The sequence below is a fragment of the Dysgonomonas termitidis genome (assembly GCF_054657735.1).
This window is the reverse complement of record NZ_BAAHYD010000002.1, coordinates 927288-951959: the sequence shown is the minus strand read 5'-3', so window position 1 is coordinate 951959 and position 24672 is coordinate 927288. Positions and strand designations below refer to the sequence as shown.

The following is a 24672-nucleotide window of genomic DNA, read 5'->3' as shown; positions in this document are numbered from 1 at the left end:
TCCTACTACCGGGAATCCCTTTTCGGCATCGGGATACTCAATGGTTTCTGTCTTTTCAGCATTTTAGACGCTTCCCCTGTAAGCCAGAGATAATGATCGGAAGGCACTCCGTCCATCCCTACGAACTTAGCTATATCACTTACCGGAGGATTGTCGCTGCATTTGAATATTGCCGTTCCTTCATTTACTTCATCGAACATAGCCGCATAGATCATACCGGCGCCTGCATTGATAGCAGTAGATATCTGCTGCCAGTAGAAACGTCCCCCCTGACGCGGTATGGAACCGGACGGCTTTATATCATCCGGAAATTCAAAGCGGCTGAGATTATGCCAACTGAATCCCGGGGTCACACAAGGTACATAATCTATATTATTATTCTTACACCACTCCATATCACCGATTATCAGGTCGCGGAAACGGTCCATATCGTTATGCAGAAGCGGCGTAAAACGCTGGACAGTCCAGGGCAGAACGATGTCGGCTTGTTTGATTATCGTATGTAAATAGTGGTCCGGGATACAATCGGCAGTCAGTTCGCGCCAAAACGTCGGTACACCCAGCATAATACTGCAACCTCCGTATTCAGGGTCATTTTTCAGGAAGTCGATGAAGCGCTCAATACCTATATTACGGATATTATAAGGCCTGTCGGGGAAACCGATACCCCAGATAGCCACAAGAGGTTTCCCGTTGAAAAATAAATATGTCTGATTTCCTTTCTGGTTTGTCACCCTTATGGAATCTACAAGGTACTTCCAATCCTCTATCAGGCTGGAACAATCTTCTCCCGATCTTTTCAAACCCGACAAGTCGTACATGACAGCTATCGCACGCTGATATTTAGATGCAGCCTCAAACGCGTTTCTGATCACCGCTGCCGGAGCTTCCCTTCTGGCCTTTGCCTGAGCAGAGCCAAAGAAGCGTTGCATAAACACACCGTCTACGCCATATTCCTGCATCCATTTGAAATGCAAATCTATTGTGCTTTTGTCCGTAGAACTGAAAAAGTGGGCTGTGGAACCATCCGCGTGCTTCAATCCCGTAGGATATGTCTTTTCATACTCGCTCACATCCGGCCACATGTCTATGCGGACTTGTTTTTCATCGGGATACATCACTCCATCGGCCGGCGCCCTGAACCATCCCTGATAACCTGCCATAATCAGGCCTTTATAGCTTGGATACTGTGTTTTAGCAGAGTGCTTGTTTGTCTGGGCTGTAATCTTACTCATAAAAAGACAGGATAAGATTATCACAGACAGAATAATTCGCTGATTCATTATACTTTAGTTTTATATATTAAATAACTGCTTTAATTCTAACATTTTAGATCTTATTTCAAACCTCTCTTAAATGTATATACCTGCCCCTGCCGCGTATCCACGTCATACTCGTATATCTTATACAGCAACGGATACTGAGCGTTTATTTCTTTTGAGACCAGAGGTTCCTTTATCCGGGCTGTCCCGTATAACGGATTAGGATTTACACCCTTAGCCTCCGACAATCCCGCACCCGTCAATGGCACATAAGACCGCAGGCGCATATTCCCACCCAATTTGGATAGTACCGAGACAGTCAGAAGTTCCCCGTTTTCCCACGCCATAGAGACCTCGAAACCGCCGCGAGCCATCAGCCCTTTCACTGCGCCCTTTTTCCATGCATCGGGCAGGGCAGGAAGCAGATGGAGTGCTCCATCGTGGCTTTGTAATAACATTTCGGCCACTCCGGCAGTGAACCCGAAATTACCGTCGATCTGGAAAGGCGGGTGCGCATCGAACAGGTTCGGATATGTACGCCCGTCGTTATTTCCCGGCTCTACAAGCGATAACATATTGGATATAATCTTATATGTATGATTTCCATCCAGGAGGCGTGCCCAGAAGTTTATCTTCCAGCCTATCGACCACCCCGTAGCCATATCGCCACGGTAAAGCAACGAATTCTTTGCTGCCTGAAACAATGCAGGATGCGAATAAGGAGATATCTGGTTGCTCGGATACAGCCCGTACAGATGCGACACATGGCGATGGTCGTTCTTTGGGTCGTCCACGTCGTCGAGCCACTCCTGTAACTGGTTGTATTTCCCTATCTGCATAGGGGCAAGACGCGAAATCATATCTTCCAGTCTTCTTTCATATACATTATCGGCCAGTTGCAAAGCCCTGGATGCGTTCAACGCATCACTCAGCACATCGAATACTATCTGGTTGTCCATCGTAGAACCGGCCGTGATGCTTGTTCCGGTTCCCGGAGGGCCTTGTTCGGGCGAAGTGGAAGGAGCCGATACCATCCATTTATATTTCGGATGCTCTACAAGGAAATCCAGAAAGAAATCGGCAGCACCTTTCAGTACGGGATATACATCCCTCAGAAACACCTTGTCTCCCGTATAGAGGTAATGCTGCCACATATGGCGGCTTAACCACGCCCCGCCGTTGGGCCACATCCCGTAAAACGGTCCGTCCACAGGTCCGGTCGTACGCCAGATATCCGTATTGTGGTGTGTAACCCATCCGTTGGCATTGTACATTACCCTTGCCGTCTCTTTACCTGTTTCGGCTATTTCTTTCACCATTTCGAACAACGGAAAATGTGTTTCGCTAAGATTGGTCACCTCGGCAGGCCAGTAATTCATCTCCGTATTGATATTGATAGTGTACTTACTATCCCAGGGCGGCACAAGCTGATCGTTCCATATACCCTGCAAAGTCGAAGGCTGACCGCCCGGCTGTGACGAACTGATGAGCAGATAGCGTCCAAACTGGAAAAGCAGTGTAACAAGGTTCTGGTCTTTACCATCCTTAAAGTTCCGTACACGGCTATCGGTTTCGTCGTTCATTCTTTCGGAAGTCCCCAGATCCAGCTCAACACGGTTAAACTGCTTCTGATAATACTTTATATGGTCGTTCAGCGCAGTCTGATACGGTTTGGCCAGCGCGGACTTCAATATTGTTCCTGCTTTTCCGGCCTCGTTACCGCTCACATTCTTATAGTCTATAAAATTAGTGGCGATGGATATGTATATTGTCGCTGTATTCGCGTTTTTCACAACGATATTATCTTTTCCGGCTTTTACCGTTCCGCCCTCCGTTTTTATTTCGGTCTGGTTTTCGAATCTTACTACTCCTTTTATTCCTTCATGGTCAGAGCCTGTACCTTTCAGCACCAGCCTGTTGCCCTTTGCCGATACGGAATAGCCTTTCACCGGAGAATCGTATGACGCGGAGAAGTTGATACTGTTCGCCTTATCTGCCGTAATACGCATAATAATCACATTATCGGTAAACGAACTGAATACTTCACGGGTATATGTCACACCATCCACAGCGTACCGGATAGTTGCTACCGCCGTTTTTAGATCCAGATTGCGCGAGTAATCCGAGAAATTGTCATGCCCGGTGAAGTCCAGATACAAGTTTCCGATAGTCTGATACGGCATGCCATTGTGAGGAGTCCTCATCGTTTTGTCCAGCAATGCCTCTGCCTCTTTTTCCTTTCCTTCGAAAATAAGATTTCTTACTTCATCCAACGAACCTAGCAAAGCGGGACTATCATTCCGGTGCGGCCCTCCGGCCCACATTGTTTCTTCGTTCAGCTGCAAACGCTCCCGGGCCGGGCTGCCAAAAACCATAGCTCCCAACCGCGAGTTCCCTAAAGGCAAGGCTTCTACCCATTCTTTTGCGGGACGTTTATACTGTAATTTGATATCACCGGCCTGAACGGTAAGGATGCTCACGGCGAAAAACATAAATAATCCGATTTTTTTTCTCATGGTGTTATTTTAAGTATTGGTTATTTCCCGGAACAAAATAAAGCCAGGGGTATTAACAGGAGAGTTAAAAACGTATTAATAATGTATTAAAAATAAGGTTAGATGTGATATTTTGTTCAAAAAGTAACAAAGGTAACAGTTTTTTCAGTAAACAGTAAACAGTCAGCAGTTAACAACTCGTATCTTGTCTACTCGTAACTCGTAACTGCCCGCAGGGCGCAGAAATAACATTCGCCGAAGCGAAGGCGAGGCAAACTCGTAACTTTCTTAAAAGGTAACAAAGGTAACACGGAAAGCAATTAAGAATGAAGAATGAAAAAAATTAAGAACCAACGGTCAGCGGAGCTAATTTTTACCCTTGCAGATTCTTATATCCTCTTTGTCATGTTGAACGAAGTGAATTGCAAATCGCCGAAGCGAAGGCGAGGCAAACATCTCCTAAATCGAAGGCGATCCTTCGTTTCACTCAGGATGACAGCAGAAAATAACGCCCGCTTCGCTCTGCCGAACGTTGTTTCTGAATGCAATGAAGAATCCCGGCCCTCCAAAAACGAGATGTTTCACTCCGTTCAACATGACAACCAACGGTCACAGGAGCGTAGCGTATGTAAACAGAAAGCAAAAATTACTTTTGACACACTCTCTTCCAAAAGGTAACAAAGGTAACAGATATATCAGTTAACAGTAAACAGTAAACAGTCATCAGTTAACAGTATCGTGGTCTGTCATGCTGAGGGAAACGAAGCATCTCGTCAGAGAGTAGTTAACAACCTGTCTCTCGTATCTTTCTCCAAAAAGGTAACAAAGGTAACAGTATTTACAGTCATCAGTTAACAGTCAACAACTCGTAAGATGTAGAACTTTGCGCCTTTGCGTCTTTGCGTGAAACAAAACAAAACGCCAGCCAACTTGTAACTCGTAACTGCCCGAAGGGTGAAGTAACTTGTAACTGCTTTAATCAACACTTCAAAGAACTATCAGCTAACTGCTAAAAGCTGCCAGCTGATATATAGATAAAATTATTTTCAATTAAGAAAGGAAATGAGATTATTAATCTTCGATATTGTTCCGGCTTATCACATCGGTAAGGGAATACTTATATTTCGAGCCCAGCAGATTATAGTATTCTTTACAGAAATTGTCATAAATGCTTTTTGCAATTCCTTTTTTACCCGAATTGAACAAGATAGAGCATTTGAGGTATAGCGCCTCCTCATTTATATAATCGTGCAGGAATAAAGTATCCGCAATCTTCAGTTTCAGGTCGTCCGTCAGCTTATAATAATTACTTTTCGAAAGTTCGGTCAATATATCGATTGTCGTATTAGAGAAATCGCTTTTGAAACCGTCTACCCAATCCGCCTCTGTATTTGGCAACAACACCCCCCTGAGCAATAGTTCGAGCAACCTATCTATATTCGTCTGATCGGAGGTAGTATTTTCCTTTATTAAACCGAACAGCCGCATAGACTCCGTATAATCGCATACAATGCCTTCGTTCAGTTTTATACTCCAAAATCCGTTTTGGTTTATAATATCCGCATTCCCTACATTTTCGAGTATCGTCCGCAACTTGCTGAGATAGACGTTTCTGTTATTTTTCGCAGATTCTTCATTTTTATCGAACCACAACAATTGTATCAGCTTCTTGCCCGATATACCTTTGCTGTCCTTCTCTGTACTAAGTATCAGCAATACGAGCAGGTATTTCAGCATCGGTGTAAACTGGCCGGTTATATTCCGCCCGTCCTTATCCATTATCAGGAAGCCTCCCAGAAAACAAATCGACTGTCTGGAGAAATCATAATACCGGACTTCCGGTTCTTTCGCTTTTACCTCTGTGGCCGAAGGAATTATAAGGCTCCGGGACGAAGTCATCAGCCTTTTACCGGTTTTCTTTCTGAAAGGCTTCCTCTTAATCAGGAAATATACCGTAAGAGCAATTACACACAGAAGCCCCAAAGCTATTATTACAATCTTCCATATAGACAGCGCCGGTACCGTCTCCGCCACCGGCGGGGTTACCTGTATCTCGCTTAAAGCGATCGGAGGGTAATTAAGCGAATAGATCGCGACTTCGGCCGACTTATCTGTTTTTATCTTATTTATCAATACATAAAATTTATTATCCTTTTTTGAATGATACAAATTCATATATAAATAGTGAGCTGTGAGATCTTCATATATAGGAAAAGACATTAATTCAAAACCCGGATGATCTTTCCTTAGCCTCATCAATGTCCCGCCGTTTTGGTTTGTAAATACATAAAAACAATCATCTTTCTCATCATAGATCATATTCTCTCCCGGAAGGAATTCCAACTCGGGTGCGGGAGTTTCCATTTCCCACAGCTTATTTGTCTGCTCTGTAAGGAGATTGACCGAATAAAGATCGTAATAATTACGTGGCGACAACTCCTGCCGTCCTGTTTTATTACCCCATCCTCCATAGATATATAAAGTATTGTTTACGATAACTGTTGAGGATGAATGGCGGGGAGAAATATCAGGTAAATTGGATTTTTTTATGGACTTCCGGCTCGGATTTAAACGGAGCAATTCGTTATTATACTTATAAAAGCCATAGCCTCCAAAAGACACTAGCGACGAGTCGGAGGAAAAAAAAGAAACTGAATTGTTCCAGTAGGCATGCTCCAGAAGCGATTTTGTATTGTTTTCCCACGACTCTGAAACCGGATTAAATGCAGATACTATGTTTTCGTCCAGATTATAGGACAATAGTTTATTTGAAACCGGATTATAGAACAACTGGTTGGGAGCATTGGCGGCAATTATCCCACCCTTCACTGTTATTATATTCTCTTTTTTTTGGTCGGCATCGAAGGAGATGAGCTGTTTCGAATCGGGAGAAGCGATATATATTATACCCTCATCCGGATTGAATGCAAACAGCGAGTTTTCCTTTATATGCTTCGAATATATTTTTTGCCAGGTAGCATAAATATCTATTATCCAGCGTGGATTTTTTGCTAACGCCGGCACCTGGCTCACAGAGTCGGGACTCTGCCTCTCGTCGTGTTTTTCCAATTTCCAGTGCCTCTGTAGATTTTTACCGTTGAATATCTTTACATCCCTGATATTCACTGATGCTATATCATACAACGTATATCCGTCGAAAGGACATAAACCGAATGATACTTTAACCTCATTGGCCCGTGAGATCTGGTAAGGAACAGATAATTTAGTCTCCCCATATACTATCGTGATTTCATTTTTTTCCGACGATAAGGTTATGCTTACCGGTAACCATTTATTGCATGATATCTCTTTGGAGATCATGTAAACGGATTCGTTGACCACAAGCATCGGATATCGCTTATCTTCTTCACCCACAGTAAATATTAAGTCTATATTCTCCTTCTTATCGGTAATCATCCTGAATACAACCCCGAATACATTGTCTTTGCGTACACTTATATCGAATGTCATGGTTGTTTCACCATGCAGTTTGATAGGTTGATCATTTTCGAGGATCAAAGATGTCTTTTCCTGATCATTGAACGGAAACGACTTTATATATAAACCATAATCTATACTATCGGCTTGAGCAGCATTGGTTAATACCGACAAAAAGATAAATAAAATAGCAGAGAATAGTTTTTTCATTTAGATTTTTTGTAGAGGATAAATTGCACTTTTAAAAACCACAACAGAAGCTAACGATCGTAAAAATACTTTATTTCTTTTTTTATTCCAACTAAAAGATTTTAGTTTTCCGATAAATCATCTATTTTTAATAGCATTCTTTTAAAATATAAAATATTAATCGTATTTTAACCGATACATTAATGTTTGATTTTGACTTTTATTAATGCCTTTTGCTTTAATTTGTATTTATAAATTTCCTAAAAAAAAATCTTTATCATGAAAGCCAAGAAACTATTATTTCTCATTTTTCTTACATTTTCGGCCACCATGTTATCCGGTCAGTCATATCCCTTCCGGGATACAAAATTATCTACCGACGAACGTATATCTGACTTGGTTTCCCGCCTGTCATTAGAGGAGAAGGTACTACAGATGCTCAATAATACTCCGGCCATAGATCGATTGAATATCCCGGCTTATAACTGGTGGAACGAATGTCTGCATGGCATCGGACGCACAAAATACAAAGTAACCGTTTTTCCTCAGGCAATAGGAATGGCCGCGGCCTGGGATACCAGGTTGTTGCAAGATGTGGCCAATGCTATTTCTGATGAAGGACGGGCAATATATAATGACGCATCGGCAAAAAACAACTACTCCATATATCACGGCCTGACGTATTGGACGCCTAATGTTAATATATTCCGTGACCCCCGCTGGGGACGCGGACAGGAAACCTATGGCGAAGACCCTTATCTCACAGGGACTTTAGGTAAATCATTTGTAACAGGTTTGCAAGGTAACGACCCCAAATACCTAAAAGCAGCAGCCTGTGCAAAACATTATGCCGTACATAGCGGCCCGGAGAATACACGTCATACGTTCAACACATTTGTCACCACATTCGATCTGTGGGATACATACCTTCCGGCATTCCGTGACCTGGTCGTAGACGCCAAAGTAGCGGGAGTGATGTGTGCATACAATGCTTTCAGTGGGGTGCCTTGTTGCGGTAATAACCTGCTGATGCAGGAAATATTGAGAGATAAATGGGGCTTTACAGGATATGTGACATCCGACTGCGGCGCTATCGACGATTTCTACCGTCATCACAAAACACATCCCAATGCTAAATACGCTGCTGCCGACGCAGTATTCCACGGAACTGACATCGACTGTGGAAATGAAGCATACAAAGCTCTGGTGGAGGCCGTTAAAACAGGGCTGATTACAGAAGAACAAATCAATATATCATTAAAGCGCTTATTCGAAATCCGTTTCAGACTGGGAATGTTCGACCCTGCCGAGGATGTGAAATTTTCAAAAATACCGCTTTCGGTATTGGAATCGCAACCCCATAAAGATCTGGCTCTTAAAATAACCAGAGAATCAATCGTATTATTAAAGAATGAGAATAACTTCCTGCCATTGAGCAAGAAACTGAAAAAAGTAGCGGTCATCGGCCCTAATGCAGATAATGAAGTATCTGTACTGGGCAATTACAATGGTTTCCCTACTCAGATAATAACTCCTTACAAAGCCATTAAGAACAAACTGAAAAATGCAGAGGTGATTTACGAAAAGGGCATTGACTTTGTAAAACCATCGGAAAACAGCAAAGGAGAGATCGCCGCCCTGGCAAAACGCCTGAAAGGAATGGATGTGGTCATATTTGCAGGAGGTATATCTCCGGAGTTGGAAGGAGAGGAAATGCCAGTCAATATAGAAGGATTTACGGGGGGAGACCGCACCAGCATAAAACTGCCGAAAATACAGACAGAGCTGATGCAGGCTTTGAAAGCAGAAGAAATACCAACAGTCTTTGTGATGATGACCGGAAGCGCAATAGCTACCGAATGGGAATCGAAAAACATACCTGCAATATTGAATGCATGGTATGGCGGGCAAGACGCGGGAACAGCTATTGCCGACGTCCTTTTCGGGGACTATAATCCTTCGGGGAAATTACCTGTAACATTCTATACGAAAGACAGTGACTTACCGGCATTCAACTCTTACGAAATGAAAAACAGGACTTACCGTTATTTTGACGGGCAGGCGCTTTATCCTTTCGGCTACGGACTAAGTTATACTAAATTTGAATACTCCCCTATACAAATACCAGCCATTATAAAAACAGGAGAAAACATGGAAGTCTCCGTTACTGTGAAGAATACAGGAAAAACTGATGGGGAAGAAGTAGTCCAGCTCTATATTTCCCATGACGGGGATGGCTCTAACAAACAGAAACCTCTATATGCCCTGAAAAGCTTCGACAGGATTTTCCTAAAGGCAGGTGAAAGCAAAAGCGTAACTTTCAGGTTAACTTCCAGAGAACTCGCCCTGGCTGATGAAGACGGGGTACTGAAGGTGAATAAGGGTAAAGGCCGGCTGTATATCGGAGGTACTTCCCCGGCAAAAACAAGCGCAGAGAAATTACCTGTTGTAGAGGCTGGCTTTGAGATAACAGGAAATGACCATATAGTTAACTAAAAAGAATTAATCCTTCCGGAATAATTTCTGTGAACGGAACAAATCGGAGTGGATAAGCATTCGGCAAATACGGGTGTTTATCCGCTCCTGTTATATGACCCCTCCGAATTAATATTATCCGGCATCCCCGAATACCCGAAACTTATTATACATGGTTTTCAGACAACCGTTATATTGATAAATTTTCATAAAATATTCCACCGGCTTCTATCTCTGTTTTCTCATTATTTTATTCACGGTCAAATACAAAAGCGCCAGTTATCCTCCAAATTAATGAAACCCTTATGGATAAAAGGTTTAAAAGCCTAAATTATTGAAATTTTAATGGCTTTGTTAATGATATTTTTAGAAAAATATTAATATATGTTATATAAATTCGCCAATGCTTAAGTGCCATTAAATCTTATTATAAATATGAAGAAAACCGTAAATTCATCATGAAGCCTAAATGAAAATTTCTGAAAAATCAAGAACCGTATCTATAATGACAATACTTTTAAAAGTATAAAGTAACCTAAATCAATTCTATTAAACAAGCCGTTCTCTATAAGCAATATTCCTGATATTTTTCACTTTAAGAACCGATAATAACGATCCTATAAATATGTAAATAATAGAATTTAACAACGCATTTTACGAATCGTAGAATAGGTCTGCAATCATACTGTTTACACATTTCACAGATTTGTATTAGTCATTATATATTTATGCATTCTGATAAAGCACTATTTGTATTATTTAATTACTCTCCATTTAACAATGTATTATGGAAAATCACAAACAAAAAATTAAAATTGGAAAAGGGGATACCATGCGTGTTATGCAACGCTATGCTTTCCTCATGTTTTTGTTTCTGGCACTGCCTGTAATGGCATTCTCGCAAACAAGAACTGTTCGTGGTACTGTTACTGATACGCAAGGCGAAGCAATTCCCGGAGCATCTGTAACCGTCAATGGAACCCAGAGAGGAACATTGACAAACGTAGACGGTAGTTTCAGTATTGACGCTTCTCCTAACGACAGGCTCACTATTTCATTTATCGGCTTCCTGAAACAGGAAATAGCCGTAGGGAACAATACCCGTCTTGACATTACAATGAAAGAAGACAATACCGAACTGGAGGATGTTGTTGTAGTAGGTTACGGTACGCAAAAGAAAGCGACATTGACAGGTTCCGTATCAAGCGTAGCCAGCAAGGAAATTACCGTAACAAAGAACGAAAACGTGGTGAACATGCTCGCCGGTAAACTGCCGGGATTGCGCGTAACACAGACCAGTAGCCGTCCTGGGGCATTCGATTCTAAATTCGATATTCGCGGGTTAGGTAATCCGCTAATTGTCATCGATGGTGTTCCTTCCGATAATGATACTTTCCAACGTATGGATGGTTCCGAAATAGAAAGCGTTTCCATCCTGAAAGATGCCGCCGCCGCTATTTACGGGTTGCGTTCGGCCAACGGTGTTGTACTGGTAACCACCAAGAGAGGAGCATCTAGTGTTAAAGCTTTTGAAATCCAATATGGATTTAACGTCGGTTGGCAGCAATTCCTGCATGTGCCCGAAAATGTGAATGCGGTACAATATATGGAGTTGGTAAATGAAAAACTCTATGCCGGAAGTTGGTTTAATACACTGACAGGCAACACAGTGCCTCATTTTACAGATGCGAACTTCCAACCCTATCGGGATGGTACGCTCCAAACAACCGACTGGTTGGGAGCAACCTTTAGAAATAATGCTATGCAACAGCAACATAATATCACCATGGACGGTGGTTCTGAAACGGTTCGTTATTTCTTCAACTTGGGTTATATGAATCAGGAATCTGCCCTCAGGAGCAATTCCATGAACTACGACCGTTGGAATTTCCGTTCCAATGTCGACGTAAATATCACCAAACGCCTCAAGGCTTCGGTCTCTTTGGGTGGATACATGGATGATATGGTAGAACCGGGCATAGACATCTGGACCGTTTATAAGAATGTATATGTACAGCAACCCCATGTTCCTGTGTACGCAAATAATAATCCGAACTATCTGAACGCCTCTCCGGGCGAGGCATATAATCGCTTGATAGACGGACACCCTTTAGCTAACACCAATTCCGACTATGTGGGAGAAAATAAGTATATCAACCGTAAATTCAACGGACAGTTATCCCTCACTTACGACATTCCGGGCATCAATGGATTATCGGCTAAAGCTTCGTACTATTACGATTTCCGCGACAAAGATTCCAGATGGTTCAAAAAAGGCTATAGCCTCTACTTATATAATGATACCAACGACACCTATACTCCGGGAGGAGCTATAATGGGAGACGGTCAGTCCCCGTCGAAGCGCTCCGTCCAACGAATGGATGAGAAATGGGAAAACCGCAACCTGCAGCTCTCTTTGAACTACAACCGCACATTCAACGATGTGCACAACGTAGCAGCCCTGGTGCTCTTCGAAGACGGATATAGCACAGGCGATAACTTTTATGCGAAAAGATTTATATCGTTGAATTCCGAATACCTGTTTGCCGGCGACGCTCTCGGTCAGGTGGGTTCTATGAACTCAGGCTCTCCTTGGGACAGATCGAGCCAGGCTTTTGTAGGTAAATTCAACTACGATTATGCAGGCAAATACTTATTGGAAATCGCCGGTCGTTATGACGGTTCATCGAAGTTTCCGAAAGATTCCCAATGGGGGCTGTTCGGCTCGGTTTCGGCAGGATGGCGTATCAGCGAAGAAACATTCTTCAAAGAATCTCCCCTGGCATTTATCAACAACCTCAAGCTGAAAGGGTCGTATGGTGTGATGGGAGATGACGGCGCAGCATCCAATTATCCGACAGTGAGCGCAGCATATCAAATAGCGCAGGAAATAGCTTGGATATATGGCGCTAACGGAGGCGTGGAAGCCGGATTGAAGCCAACTTCACTACCGAATCCCGACCTCACATGGTATACGGCCGATATGCTTAATGTGGGTGTGGAAGCTGAAATGTGGAACGGTCTGCTGGGCGGTAGCTTCGAATACTACGTGCGCAACAGGGACGGGCTTATAGGCAGATCGACGGAAGCACTCCCAAAAACAGTCGGTGCTGATATGCCTGAGGAAAACATGAACAGTGACCGCACCTTCGGATACGATGTATCAGTGTACCATCGCAACAAGATAGGCGATGTCGAATACAACATCGGCGCCAATATGTTTGCTACCCGCAACGAATGGAGAGACAAGTTAGACCAGGGACCCGCAGGAAACTCTTTCGAGAACTGGAAACGCAGAGACAATACGAATCGCTACAAGGATATTTGGTTTGTCCGGAATACATTGGGACAATTCCAGAGCTTCGATCAAATCTACAATTTCGACACGTATCGCATCGGCGGGGGCGGAGGTATGCGCCCGGGTGAATACTACTACGAAGACTGGAACGGTGACGGTATAATCAACGATGACGACATGCAAGCCTTGGCTACTTTCGGTATGCCTTTGTTCAACTACGGATTCAACATAGGAGCTGCCTATAAAGGCTTCGACCTGAACGCCAACTTCCAGGGGGCTGCCGGCATCTATTACAGATATACCGAAACTTATGCCATGCCTTTAGGATGGAATGACGGAGGCACGAATATCAAATTCTGGGACAGATGGCATCCGGAAGACCCTGCAAAGATGTACGACCCACAATCTAAATGGATACCCGGAAAATTCCCGGTTACTACGGGCGGCGAATATGACCCTGACGGATCGACCCGTATAGAAAATGCATCTTATGTGCGCTTGAAGTCTTTAGAAATAGGATATACCCTCCCCAAAAATATAGTGTCAAAAGTAGGTGTGAAAAACATGCGTGTGTATGTGAGCGGATACAACCTGCTTACCTTCACCGGCTTGGACGGTATGGACCCGGAACATCCCGGAGGACAGGGTGGCGCGATAGATGGTAATAGAGACAAAAATAACAATGATGTAACGGGTAATTACAGATATCCTCTGAACCGTACATGGAACATTGGTGCAACTATTAAATTTTAAAGAGATTCATAATTATGAAAAAGATAAAATACATATTACTTTCAGGACTGGCAGCACTTGCGCTGGCTTCCTGTAGCGATTTGGATTTGGAACCGAAAGGCCAGATGGATTCTTCCGTTTTGTTAGGAAGTGAAACAGGTATTAAATCGTACTTTGTACTCGCTTATCAGATGCTGCCCATCGAAGATTTCAACTATAAAGTAAACAGTCCGGGCTATGGTTTCAATGGCGGTAACAGATGGGATATCCCCAAAGATTATCAGAGCACGGTGAACGGTGAGCTTGTAGGCGGCCGGGGCAATGTAGACGAAACCGGAGGATTCGATTATTGGCCCTACGACCGGATACGCTATGTCAATACCGTGATCGAGACATTACCTACTGTTCAGGGTAATTTTAATGAAGCGGTTTATAACGCATTGATGGGTGAAGCCCGTTTTCTGAGAGCGTTCTATTATTTCGGATTGGCGAAGCGTTATGGCGGTGTACCCATTATCACTACCGTGCAGAATCCTACGGCGCCTAGAGAAGAATTGATGGTGAGCCGTGCTACCGAACTGGAAACATGGCAGTTTATACACGACGACCTGGAGTTTGCCATGGCCAACATGACGGAAAAGTCAGATATAGGACGAGGCAATAAATATGTAGCCGCAGCTCTGATGTCACGCGCCATGCTGTATGCAGGTACCATTGCCAAGTACGGTGATTATACCACAGCTTCGCCCGAACCCGCTGCAGCAGCCGGTTTGGTTGGTATCCCTGCCGACAAGGCCAACTATTTCTTCGAAGAATCGCTGAAAGGTAGCAAAATGGTGAAGCAAGGCCCTTATGAACTGGTGGGTGAGAATCTTCCGCAGGCTCAGAAAGAACAAAATTACGTGGACCTGTTCCTTACAATTAATAAGGAAGATATTTTTATAAAGCAATACAGCCAAAGTGCCAATCAGGATGCGCAGCTTTACCATAGCTACGATGGCGCTGCTTCTCCGCAATATCAGAACGGAAATATAGACGGTATGGCACAATGGCCCGGCTCGCTGTGGTATCCGTCGGTGGAAACACTGGAGTTGTACCAGAAATTGCCGCTGGAAGATGCGAACGGTAAACCGCGCCGCTTTAATACGCGCGAAGAATTGTGGCAAACCACGGACTTCGAACCACGTATGAGGGCGAACTTCTACTTCTCGGGACAAGAACTCCGAGGAAACAAATTCGCAGTACAAAGAGGTGTTTACAGTACCTACACGGGAACAATGCTTGATGCCGCACAGGGAGACATCAATGCCCCAAGCGGTATAAACGCGCTGACCAACCGTGCTGTAGGCGGAGGTAAACGATGGACATACGATCCGAACAACACGAATCAGACAAAATGGGATTGGTCCAAAAGCCCGGATAAGTTGATTTCCGATTATCATGGCTGTTGGGGAGGAAATGAGAACAACAGCCTTACAGGCGCCTTTATGCGCAAATATGTGGATTATAAACTGAGCATAGGAATGGCTGCGGCAAACACATGTTATCATCCTTGGAAAGTATTCCGCTTTGCCGAAATCTTGCTGAACGAGGCGGAAGCCGCGTATGAGTTGGGGCAAAAAGACTTGGCTTACGAGAATATCGCCCGCATCCGCAACCGCGCCGGCGGCGTTGTATGGACTCCTAAGGCGGCTCCGGCAGCTACATATATTATCAATGGCCAGACTGTGGACGAAAACCTGGAATACATCCGCGAAGAACGCGCCAGAGAATTGCTTATCGAAAACCATCGCTGGTTCGATATCCGTCGGTGGAGAGTGGCCGATCAGCTTAACCGGCTCGATGGTGGCGATGCTGTGAATCCTGTAACCGGAGCTAAAGGTTTTACCTTTGCCCTTCAGCAATTCCGCCCGCACGCATTCTATCCTTACTTTGTACTCAGTGAAGGTAAATATATCTTTATCCGTGAATACACTACAGACTGGAAACAGTTTACTTTCGAGAAAAAAGCGTATTACGAAGATATTCCAGGCGGTGAGATAAATATAAATCCGAATCTGATCCAAAATCCACTATGGTAACAATTAATAAAATAACAGATATGAAACGAAATTTATTATATAGATTGTCGGTGGTAGTAGGAGCAAGCTTGATGTTATCATCTTGCTTTACCGGAGTCGACAACTACAAAGCTCCCTCTTCAGCCATGAGGGGAAATGTGATCGATAAAACCACCGGTAAGAATCTTCTTACCAGTACGGACGATTTCCAGATTCGTATATGGGAAACAAGCTGGAGCGATGCTGTTTCACCGCAAGATATTCCGGTGAAGCAAGACGGAACGTATCAGGACACCAAGCTTTTTGATGCAACGTATGCCATGCAACCTTTCAATGGACCTTTCTGGCCTGTGAAAAGAACAGAAGGCCACATACTTAATGGTATCCTGACCCAAAATTTCGAGGTGACGCCTTATCTGCAAATCACAGATTTCACTTGGGAAGTAGTAACAACTACCAAAGGAGACGGTACTAAAGTAGATACCCTTCACATGAGTTGTAAACTGAAAGCGCCTATTACCGAAGGCCTGCCTAACGTAAGAGAAATCAAACCGTTCATCAGTTGGACACCGTTCTGCGGAGCAGGCGCCAATATCGGCGAAATCAGCGAGCAGAACAATAATGCGAACAGGATTACATTGAATAAGACCTGGGCAGATATTGGCGATATGGCCACCGGTATCGGACGTAATACATATACGTTTAAAATTGGACTTATTAAGAATTCAGGCTATACCTACCGGGCAAGAATTGGAGCCAATGTAAATGATGCCAGTCAGAAATACAATTATTCCGAAATTATCGAATTTAAGTGCGAATAATTAATAAATTATATATTAATCCGGGGCTTAAAACCCCGGATTAATATATTTCATTATATTTTTCAGGATATTAATCCAAAATTAATCCTTTTGTTAGTTAGGATAAGTTTCCTTCGCTTTGGTAAAAAATAATACCAACTTAATAAATTACTAATTATGAAAATCAGTAATATCTGTTTTTTTATCTGTATCCTTATTTTATCAGCTTGTACATCAATAAACAATGATAGTACAAACAAGCAGCCGGTCGACTATGTAAACCCTTACATGGGAAATATAAGCCACTTGCTTGTACCAACCTACCCCACCATCCACCTGCCAAACAGCATGCTCAGAGTATATCCCGAACGTGCCGATTTCACGGGTGATGTAATCAACGGACTGCCATTGATTGTGACCAGCCACAGAGGACGTTCGGCATTCAACCTTAGCCCTTATCAGGGCTCCGTAGAAAACATAAAGCCTGTCATAGCATATAGTTACGACAGGGAAAAGCTGGCCCCATACTTCTACGAGGTAGACCTGGACGACCAGCAAACGCATATTCAATATGCACCTTCACATCAATCAGCCATTTATCAGATTGATTATACACAAACAGACTCGCCTGTTTATCTGATACTTAATTCCAAAAATGGAGAAATCAAAGTAGATGGAAATACAGTTAGCGGATACCAAAAACTTGAAAACAATACCAATGTCTATATATATCTGCAAACAGAACAAACCCCTATACAATCCGGCACATGGAAAGATAACACAATCGATGAAAGCCGGAAACAAGCCCAGGGCAGGGATTCTTTTGTCGTTTTATATTACGGCGACAAGCCGCAAACTATAAACCTTCGCTACGGTATTTCGTTTATCAGCGAAGAACAAGCAAAGAATAACCTGCAAAGGGAACTAAAAGATTATAATGTGAAGCAACTCGCCGACAAAGGCCGCGCGATTTGGAATGAGGTTTTAGGTAAGATTAAGGTGAATGGGGACAACGATACAGAGAAAACCGTATTTTATACATCTCTGTATCGTTGTTATGAACGTCCGGTTTGCATCAGTGAAGACGGGCACTATTTCAGTGCCTTCGACGGAAAGGTACACGAAGACGGAGGCAAACCATTCTATACCGACGACTGGATCTGGGATACTTACAGGGCGACCCATCCGCTACGCGTACTCATCGAGGCAGAAACAGAAGTAAACATCATCAATTCGTACCTGCTGATGGCCGAACAGATGGGCAACAACTGGATGCCTACATTCCCCGAAATCACAGGAGATTCGCGCCGGATGAATTCGAATCATGCCGTAGCTACTGTTATAGACGGTTATACTAAAGGGTTGAAAGGCTTTGACCTTGAAAAAGCATATACCGCCTGCAAAAAAGGTATAGAAGAAAAAACTCTAATTCCGTGGTCGGGTGCGCCTGCCGGATGGCTCGACGAATTCTATAAAGAATATGGCTATATTCCGGCCCTGTACCCGGGAGAGAAGGAAACTGTAGAGAACGTAAATTCGTTCGAGAAGCGCCAGCCTATCGCCGTCACTCTCGGTACATCTTACGACCAATGGTGTCTCTCTCAAATAGCTAAAGCATTGGGCAAGACAGATGAAGCCGACTATTACCTGAAATGTTCTTATAATTACAGAAACGTCTATAATGCCGAAACAGGATTCTTCCATCCTAAAGATAAAAACGGAAAATTCATCGAACCGTTCGATTACCGCTATTCGGGAGGAATGGGCGCACGTGATTATTATGGGGAAAATAATGGCTGGGTCTACCGCTGGGATGTACCTCACAATATAGCCGACCTTATCGGCCTGATGGGTGGAAACGAACAATTTATCGCTAATCTGAATCGTACATTCACAGAGCCGCTGGGTAAAGGCAAACCGGATTTTTACGGACAGCTACCCGACCATACAGGCAATGTGGGACAATTCTCAATGGCAAACGAACCGAGCCTTCATATCCCGTATTTATATAATTATGCCGGACAGCCGTGGAAAACGCAAAAACGCATCCACACACTGATAAACCAATGGTTCCGTAACGACCTCATGGGTCTGCCTGGGGATGAAGACGGCGGCGGTACTTCTGCCTTTGTCGTATTCTCTATGATGGGCTTCTATCCCGTAACCCCGGGAATGCCTGTGTATAATATAGGCAGTCCGTTTTTTGCAAATACTAAAATGGCAATGAGTAACGGTAAAGTATTCGAAATAGAGGCTCAGAACTATTCCGATGATAATAAATACATCCAGTCGGCAACATTAAATGGAAAAGAATGGAATAAAGCATGGTTCAGCCATTCGGATATAGAAAACGGAGGTAAGTTGATACTGGTGATGGGTAATAAACCGAACCGGAATTGGGGAGCAAAAGACGTCCCGCCTTCTGCCGGAAAATTATAATTAAATTATAAAAGCATGTATAAAATACATTCATACATATTATTTTTTTTAGGTTTATTCATTCTTTACAGTCCTTTTTCTAAAAGCCAGACTAATAGTGGAAACAGGCAAATAATAGCTAATCCCCTTAATCTGAATTATCGATTCCAGTTCGATGATCCGACACGGAGGGAAGCTGCCGACCCTGTCATAGAATACTTTAAGGGAAAGTACTACTTATTCGCCTCTAAGTCGGGGGGCTACTGGAGTTCCCCCGATTTAAGCGAATGGACTTATATTCCGTGTAAATCTATTGAAACCATTGAAGGCTACGCGCCCACCGTTCTTGTACACAACGATGCGCTGTATTATCTGGGTTCGGGTGCACCTAAAATATTCAGGACTACCGATCCCGAAGAAGACAACTGGGTAGATACAGGCAGCCGGTTTAGTCACGGAATGACCGATCCTGCTTTTTACAAGGACGATGACGGAAAGGTTTATCTTTACTGGGGATGTTCTGATACAGATCCTATAATGGGTGTCCGGGTTGACCCTGACAACGGGTTTAAGGAAATAGGTGAAGCTGTCGTACTCATCAGGCATAACGGTGATAAATACGGATGGGAAGTACCGGGAGCAAATAATGAAGAAGACCGAACCGGATGGAATGAAGGCCCTTGTATTATCAAACACAAGGGTAAATACTACCTGCAATACGCTGCACCGGGCACACAATACCGCATCTATGGCGATGGATTATATATATCCGATAGCCCTCTGGGCCCGTACACTTATGTAGAAAGCAGCCCGTTCTCCTTCAAACCCGGAGGATTTATCGGCGGTGCAGGACACGGCCACACATTCAGGGACAAATACGGAAATTACTGGCATGTGGCTACCATGACTATCTCGGTAAGGCATATGTTTGAACGAAGAATCGGATTATTCCCTGCTTATATATCGGCTGACGATGAGTTGCATTCACATACCGTGCTCTCCGACTATCCTTTCTGTATTCCCGGTAGGAAAATAGATATGGAAAAGAACGACTGCTCCATGTCATGGAATATATTATCCTATGGCAAAACAATTACGGCATCTTCGTCCCTGACAGGATACGAACCGACAAAAGCAAATGATGAGAAAATAGAAACATGGTGGGCTGCTGCTTCTGGTAAACCGGGTGAATGGTTACAAACCGACTTGGGCAAACCGATGACTGTAAATGCTATTCAGATAAACTTTGCAGATCATAACTTCACGATGCGAGCTCCGGAAACATATTCCTATCAGTATATCATAGAGTGCTCAGCAGAGGGCGCCGACTGGGAAACAATCGTCGACAGAGCTTCCAACAATAAGGATATGGCACATGAACTTATTCTCCTCGATAGCCCACAGGAAGCAAGATATATCCGCATAAAAAACACAAAAGATGTACCCGGCAATTTCTCATTATACGATCTCAGGATATTCGGAAACGGACAAGGAAAGATACCGGAAAAAACTCCTGATATCCACATTGAAAGAGATGCCGTAGATAAGAGAATAATAAGACTGAATTGGGACAAAACCGCTGATACAAACGGTTATATCCTCCGATGGGGAGTAAAAAAAGACCAGTTAAGAAATGCAGCAATGATATATTCCGATAATTTCTTCGAAGGACGTTTCTTCAATCGAGATTCGGAGTATTATTTCTCCATGGACTCATTTAATGAGAATGGTATTAATAAAGGAAAGAAGATATATAATTCAAAAAATAAAGTTCAATAAATTCTATTTATTATGAAAAAAATAATATTTACACTGCTCTTCATCCTTGGTACAACAAGCATGTCGGCACAGGGATTAAGTAAAAAACAACAGGATGCGGACATCAAGCCTTATCCGGAATCCGTTGATGTTGTTTCTGTTAAGGATTTCGGAGCAAAAGCGGATGGAGTCACAGATGACACGGACGCTATCCAAAAAGCAATGAACTCTTTCGGTAAAAGAGGAGGGACTGTTTATTTGCCTAATGGCACCTATCTGATCGCCGGATCGCTGAATATTCCGCAAGCCATTACCTTAAAGGGTTCGATAGAATCGGTACCATCACATAATGGTATCCGCAACGCCGGACTGCCAAAACCGGGTGATGACGGCACAACACTACTCATCACAGGAAATAAAGGGAAAGACCTTGATGGTACTCCTGCCATAACGATCAATACAAACAGTACCCTGCGAGGCGTTGTAATGTACTGGCCATCACAAGACCCGGACAAAATACCCGATGCTTATCCGTGGGGGGTAGCTATGAAAGGTAAAAATCCGGCTCTTCTCGATGTGGAAATGCTCAATCCTTATAATGCTATCGACGCATCGCATAACGAACGCGCCCTTATCCGCAATATCAGCGGGCAGCCGCTTCGCCGAGGCATATATGTAGATGCCATCTATGACATAGGCCGTATTGAAAATGTACACTGGAATCCATGGTGGAGTATGAAACCTACTCTTTACAACTGGCAAAGGGAGCATGGCGAAGCGTTTATCTTCGAGCGTACCGACTGGCACTATGTAATAAATACTTTCTGCTTCGGATATAATGTAGGATATAAGTTCGGGGCAAGCCAGGGGAGTACAGGCTCATGTAACGGGAACTTCCTGGGAATAGGTGCCGATGCCTGCCACACATCTGTAAAAGTAGAGCAAAGCGCAGCTTATGGAATACTTATCACTAATGCCGAATTTGTTGCCCTGAATGGCGATGACCCTACAATGGTGGAAGTAACATCGGCCAATCATGGCAATGTACGCTTTGTAAACAGCGCGTTCTGGGGCCCTTGCAACCAGATTGCCAAAATCAACGGAGAAGGAACAGTAGGTTTCTCCGACTGTATTTTCGTACAATGGGACAGAAACAAGGAAAACAGAAGTGCAATACAGGCAAACAGCGGTTCTATCGTTGTACGTGGATGCGACTTCATGCACGACAGTCCGCAGATTACTATCAGTAAAGACGTACAGCGCGCTATTGTCAGCGAAAATACCATCAAGGGGAAAGTCCGTATCAGCAATAATGCCACTAACAGCTATATAAACGGAAATCTGGGTACAGAATAACAGCAGGGCATGAAGAAATCTATAACAATCCTTATGTTGATGGCTTTGTCAACGCTATTGAGCGCACAAAGCTATCAGCAAACATCTCAAGGCGTAAAAGCTGAAGTCGGCCGCACTGCGATCGAATTGCAATTCTATAGTCCCAGGATTGTCAGGGTATTGAAATATCCTAAAACCGAGAAGGTTAATAAAAAGAGCCTTTCAGTGATAAAGATACCGGAAAAGACAGATTTTAAAACAGAGAGGTTTAATAATGTAATTTCCCTTTCATCTTCTGAAATAATTGTTACCCTCAACCTGACAACAGGGGATGTACAATTCAATGGATTGGACACCCGTCCGTTCATTGCTGAAAAAAGCTCTTCCTCTCTCTTTACGGACAAACAGTACAAAAGCGGAAAGACCTACGAGATTCAACAAACCTTCCTGCTGGACAAGCAGGAAGCGATGTACGGACTTGGGCAACACCAGCAGGGATATATGAATCAGCGGGGAAAAAGCGTGCGCCTGCGTCAGATGAATACGGAGATTGCTGTTCCTATTATCCACTCAGTAAAAGGATATGCTGTATTCTGGGATAATTATTCGGAAACCGAATATAAAGACTCCTTCGATGGGATGTCATTTACATCGGTCTCGGGCAAATGTATCGATTATTACTTTATGTATGGGAAGGATGCGGACGGCACTATCGCCCGGATACGCAACCTTACAGGGCAGGCGCCTATGTTCCCGCTCTGGACGTATGGATTCTGGCAGAGCCGCGAGCGTTATACCTCTCAGGATGAACTGGCAGGCACTGTCAGGAAATACCGCGAACTGGGAGTTCCTCTCGATGGCATCATACAGGACTGGCAATACTGGAGTACCGATAACACGCATTGGAACGCTGTCGAATTCGGAAATCCGGCCTTCCCCAATCCAAAGCAAATGGTGGAGGATATACACAGGCTGCATGTGCATGTGGCTATATCGGTATGGCCGTCTTTCGGCCCGAATACTAATATTCACAAAGATTTGAATAAAAGGAAACTATTGCTGAACTTCGATACTTATCCCCACAACAATGGGGTAAGGGTGTACGATGCATTCAACCCCGAAGCCCGTAAAATATACTGGGACTACATGAACAAGAACATTTTCTCGTTAGGTATGGATGCTTGGTGGCTCGATGCCACGGAGCCGGAGGATAATATCAACGGGGAAACTCTCGACGGAGCAACTTTTCTGGGAACTTACAGAGACATCTCCAATGCTTTCCCCATCGTTTCTGTCGGAGGCGTTTATGATAACCAGCGAAAAGTTACTGCGGATAAGCGCGTGTATATTTTCACCCGTTCAGCTTTTGCCGGACAGCAACGTTACGGTGCAAATTCCTGGTCGGGAGATATCGATTCCAGATGGAGCACTCTGCGTAAACAGATTCCGGCAGGATTAAACTTTTCTCTTTGCGGTATCCCTTACTGGAATACCGATATAGGCGGTTTCTGGGCAGGCAGGGCATATCCCGGAGGGATTAAAGATATTGCTTTCCACGAGCTGTATGTACGCTGGCTGCAATTCGGGACATTTACTCCGATGATGCGTTCGCATGGGACAAATACCCCGCGGGAAATCTATCAGTTCGGGAAAAGAGGAGACTGGGCCTTCGACGTACAGGAGAAATATATCAATATGCGCTATAGCCTGATGCCGTATATGTATTCGACAGGACATGACATTACAAATAATTCGGGCTCGATGATGCGCGCTTTAATGATGGATTTTGCGAAGGACCCGAAAGTATATGACATAGACAACCAGTTTATGTTTGGAAAATCTATCCTCGTAACACCTGTAACCGACTCTATGTATGTAAACCGTACACGGGATGGCAGGACGGTCGCCGACTTCAGCGCGGCAAAAATACAAAAAGTGTACCTGCCGAAAGGTGCTGACTGGTATGACTTCTGGACAGGAGAGAAAATCAAAGGAGGACAGGAGATAAGCAAAGCCGCTCCTATCGACATTATTCCTTTATATATAAAGGCCGGTACTATTCTGCCTTGGGGGCCAAAAGTGCAATATGCAGAAGAAAAGAACTGGGATAACCTCAATATTTTCATATATCCGGGTGCTGACACCGAGTTTGTCTTATATGAAGACGAAAACAATAATTACAATTATGAGAAAGGTATTTATTCCACAATCAAAATGATGTGGGATGATATAAGCCAAACCCTTACCATAGGTGCAAGACAAGGAGAATTTCCGGGTATGTTATCTAAACGGACTTTCAGAATTACCCTTTTGCCTGCCGGGAAAAGCATCCGGTCTTTAACAGACAAGGCTGATCACCTTATTGTATTTGATGGAAAAGAAATTAACGTTAAAATGTAGTATTAATGCGTT

At 43.7% G+C, this 24672-nt stretch carries 11 protein-coding genes; 8 read left to right on the top strand and 3 right to left on the bottom strand.

Annotation, left to right across the window (positions count from 1 at the left end; translation table 11 throughout):
- Window positions 1-5 precede the first annotated feature (5 nt).
- The 3 genes from ACYQ3L_RS07840 to ACYQ3L_RS07830 all read right to left on the bottom strand — a co-directional run bounded on the left by ACYQ3L_RS07840 (window position 6) and on the right by ACYQ3L_RS07830 (window position 7405).
- Window positions 6-1235, bottom strand: a complete 1230-nt coding sequence (locus ACYQ3L_RS07840; RefSeq protein ID WP_380000505.1) for a glycoside hydrolase family 99 protein — start codon at window positions 1233-1235, stop codon at window positions 6-8.
- 101 nt (window positions 1236-1336) lie between these two features.
- On the bottom strand, window positions 1337-3778 hold the full coding sequence (locus ACYQ3L_RS07835) for a glycoside hydrolase family 95 protein (RefSeq protein ID WP_380000503.1): 2442 nt from the start codon (window positions 3776-3778) through the stop codon (window positions 1337-1339).
- A gap of 1050 nt (window positions 3779-4828) precedes the next feature.
- Entirely contained in the window at window positions 4829-7405 is a 2577-nt protein-coding gene (locus ACYQ3L_RS07830; RefSeq protein ID WP_380000501.1) for a Kelch repeat-containing protein, read from the bottom strand.
- Window positions 7406-7663: 258 nt separating this feature from the next.
- On the opposite strand from ACYQ3L_RS07830, the gene ACYQ3L_RS07825 reads away from it, so the two are divergent.
- The 8 genes from ACYQ3L_RS07825 to ACYQ3L_RS07790 all read left to right on the top strand — a co-directional run bounded on the left by ACYQ3L_RS07825 (window position 7664) and on the right by ACYQ3L_RS07790 (window position 24660).
- Complete coding sequence (locus ACYQ3L_RS07825; protein ID WP_380000499.1) at window positions 7664-9880, top strand: glycoside hydrolase family 3 C-terminal domain-containing protein; 2217 nt, start codon at window positions 7664-7666, stop codon at window positions 9878-9880.
- Between the two features lie 766 nt (window positions 9881-10646).
- Window positions 10647-13910, top strand: a complete 3264-nt coding sequence (locus tag ACYQ3L_RS07820; RefSeq protein WP_380000497.1) for a SusC/RagA family TonB-linked outer membrane protein — start codon at window positions 10647-10649, stop codon at window positions 13908-13910.
- 14 nt (window positions 13911-13924) lie between these two features.
- Entirely contained in the window at window positions 13925-15970 is a 2046-nt protein-coding gene (locus ACYQ3L_RS07815) for a RagB/SusD family nutrient uptake outer membrane protein (RefSeq protein WP_380000495.1), read from the top strand.
- A gap of 20 nt (window positions 15971-15990) precedes the next feature.
- A complete protein-coding gene (locus ACYQ3L_RS07810) occupies window positions 15991-16770 on the top strand; it encodes a DUF3823 domain-containing protein (RefSeq protein WP_380000493.1) in 780 nt (259 codons plus the stop codon).
- A gap of 156 nt (window positions 16771-16926) precedes the next feature.
- On the top strand, window positions 16927-19188 hold the full coding sequence (locus ACYQ3L_RS07805) for a GH92 family glycosyl hydrolase (protein WP_380000491.1): 2262 nt from the start codon (window positions 16927-16929) through the stop codon (window positions 19186-19188).
- 15 nt (window positions 19189-19203) lie between these two features.
- Window positions 19204-20946: a family 43 glycosylhydrolase gene (locus ACYQ3L_RS07800; protein WP_380000489.1), complete on the top strand. Its 1743-nt coding sequence runs from the start codon at window positions 19204-19206 to the stop codon at window positions 20944-20946.
- A gap of 12 nt (window positions 20947-20958) precedes the next feature.
- A complete protein-coding gene (locus ACYQ3L_RS07795; RefSeq protein ID WP_380000487.1) occupies window positions 20959-22281 on the top strand; it encodes a glycosyl hydrolase family 28-related protein in 1323 nt (440 codons plus the stop codon).
- A gap of 9 nt (window positions 22282-22290) precedes the next feature.
- The gene (locus ACYQ3L_RS07790) at window positions 22291-24660 is read left to right on the top strand and encodes a glycoside hydrolase family 31 protein (RefSeq protein WP_380000485.1); all 2370 of its coding nucleotides are present in this window, start codon (window positions 22291-22293) and stop codon (window positions 24658-24660) included.
- Window positions 24661-24672 lie beyond the last annotated feature (12 nt).

Bases quoted from the DNA above. Each gene is read 5' to 3' on its own strand.
- ACYQ3L_RS07790 (WP_380000485.1), top strand. From the start codon at position 22,291: ATGAAGAAATCTATAACAATCCTTATGTTGATGGCTTTGTCAACGCTA.
- ACYQ3L_RS07815 (WP_380000495.1), top strand. From the start codon at position 13,925: ATGAAAAAGATAAAATACATATTACTTTCAGGACTGGCAGCACTTGCG.
- ACYQ3L_RS07805 (WP_380000491.1), top strand. From the start codon at position 16,927: ATGAAAATCAGTAATATCTGTTTTTTTATCTGTATCCTTATTTTATCA.
- ACYQ3L_RS07825 (WP_380000499.1), top strand. From the start codon at position 7,664: ATGAAAGCCAAGAAACTATTATTTCTCATTTTTCTTACATTTTCGGCC.
- ACYQ3L_RS07795 (WP_380000487.1), top strand. From the start codon at position 20,959: ATGAAAAAAATAATATTTACACTGCTCTTCATCCTTGGTACAACAAGC.
- ACYQ3L_RS07840 (WP_380000505.1), bottom strand. From the start codon at position 1,235: ATGAGTAAGATTACAGCCCAGACAAACAAGCACTCTGCTAAAACACAG.
- ACYQ3L_RS07810 (WP_380000493.1), top strand. From the start codon at position 15,991: ATGAAACGAAATTTATTATATAGATTGTCGGTGGTAGTAGGAGCAAGC.
- ACYQ3L_RS07820 (WP_380000497.1), top strand. From the start codon at position 10,647: ATGGAAAATCACAAACAAAAAATTAAAATTGGAAAAGGGGATACCATG.
- ACYQ3L_RS07830 (WP_380000501.1), bottom strand. From the start codon at position 7,405: ATGAAAAAACTATTCTCTGCTATTTTATTTATCTTTTTGTCGGTATTA.
- ACYQ3L_RS07800 (WP_380000489.1), top strand. From the start codon at position 19,204: ATGTATAAAATACATTCATACATATTATTTTTTTTAGGTTTATTCATT.
- ACYQ3L_RS07835 (WP_380000503.1), bottom strand. From the start codon at position 3,778: ATGAGAAAAAAAATCGGATTATTTATGTTTTTCGCCGTGAGCATCCTT.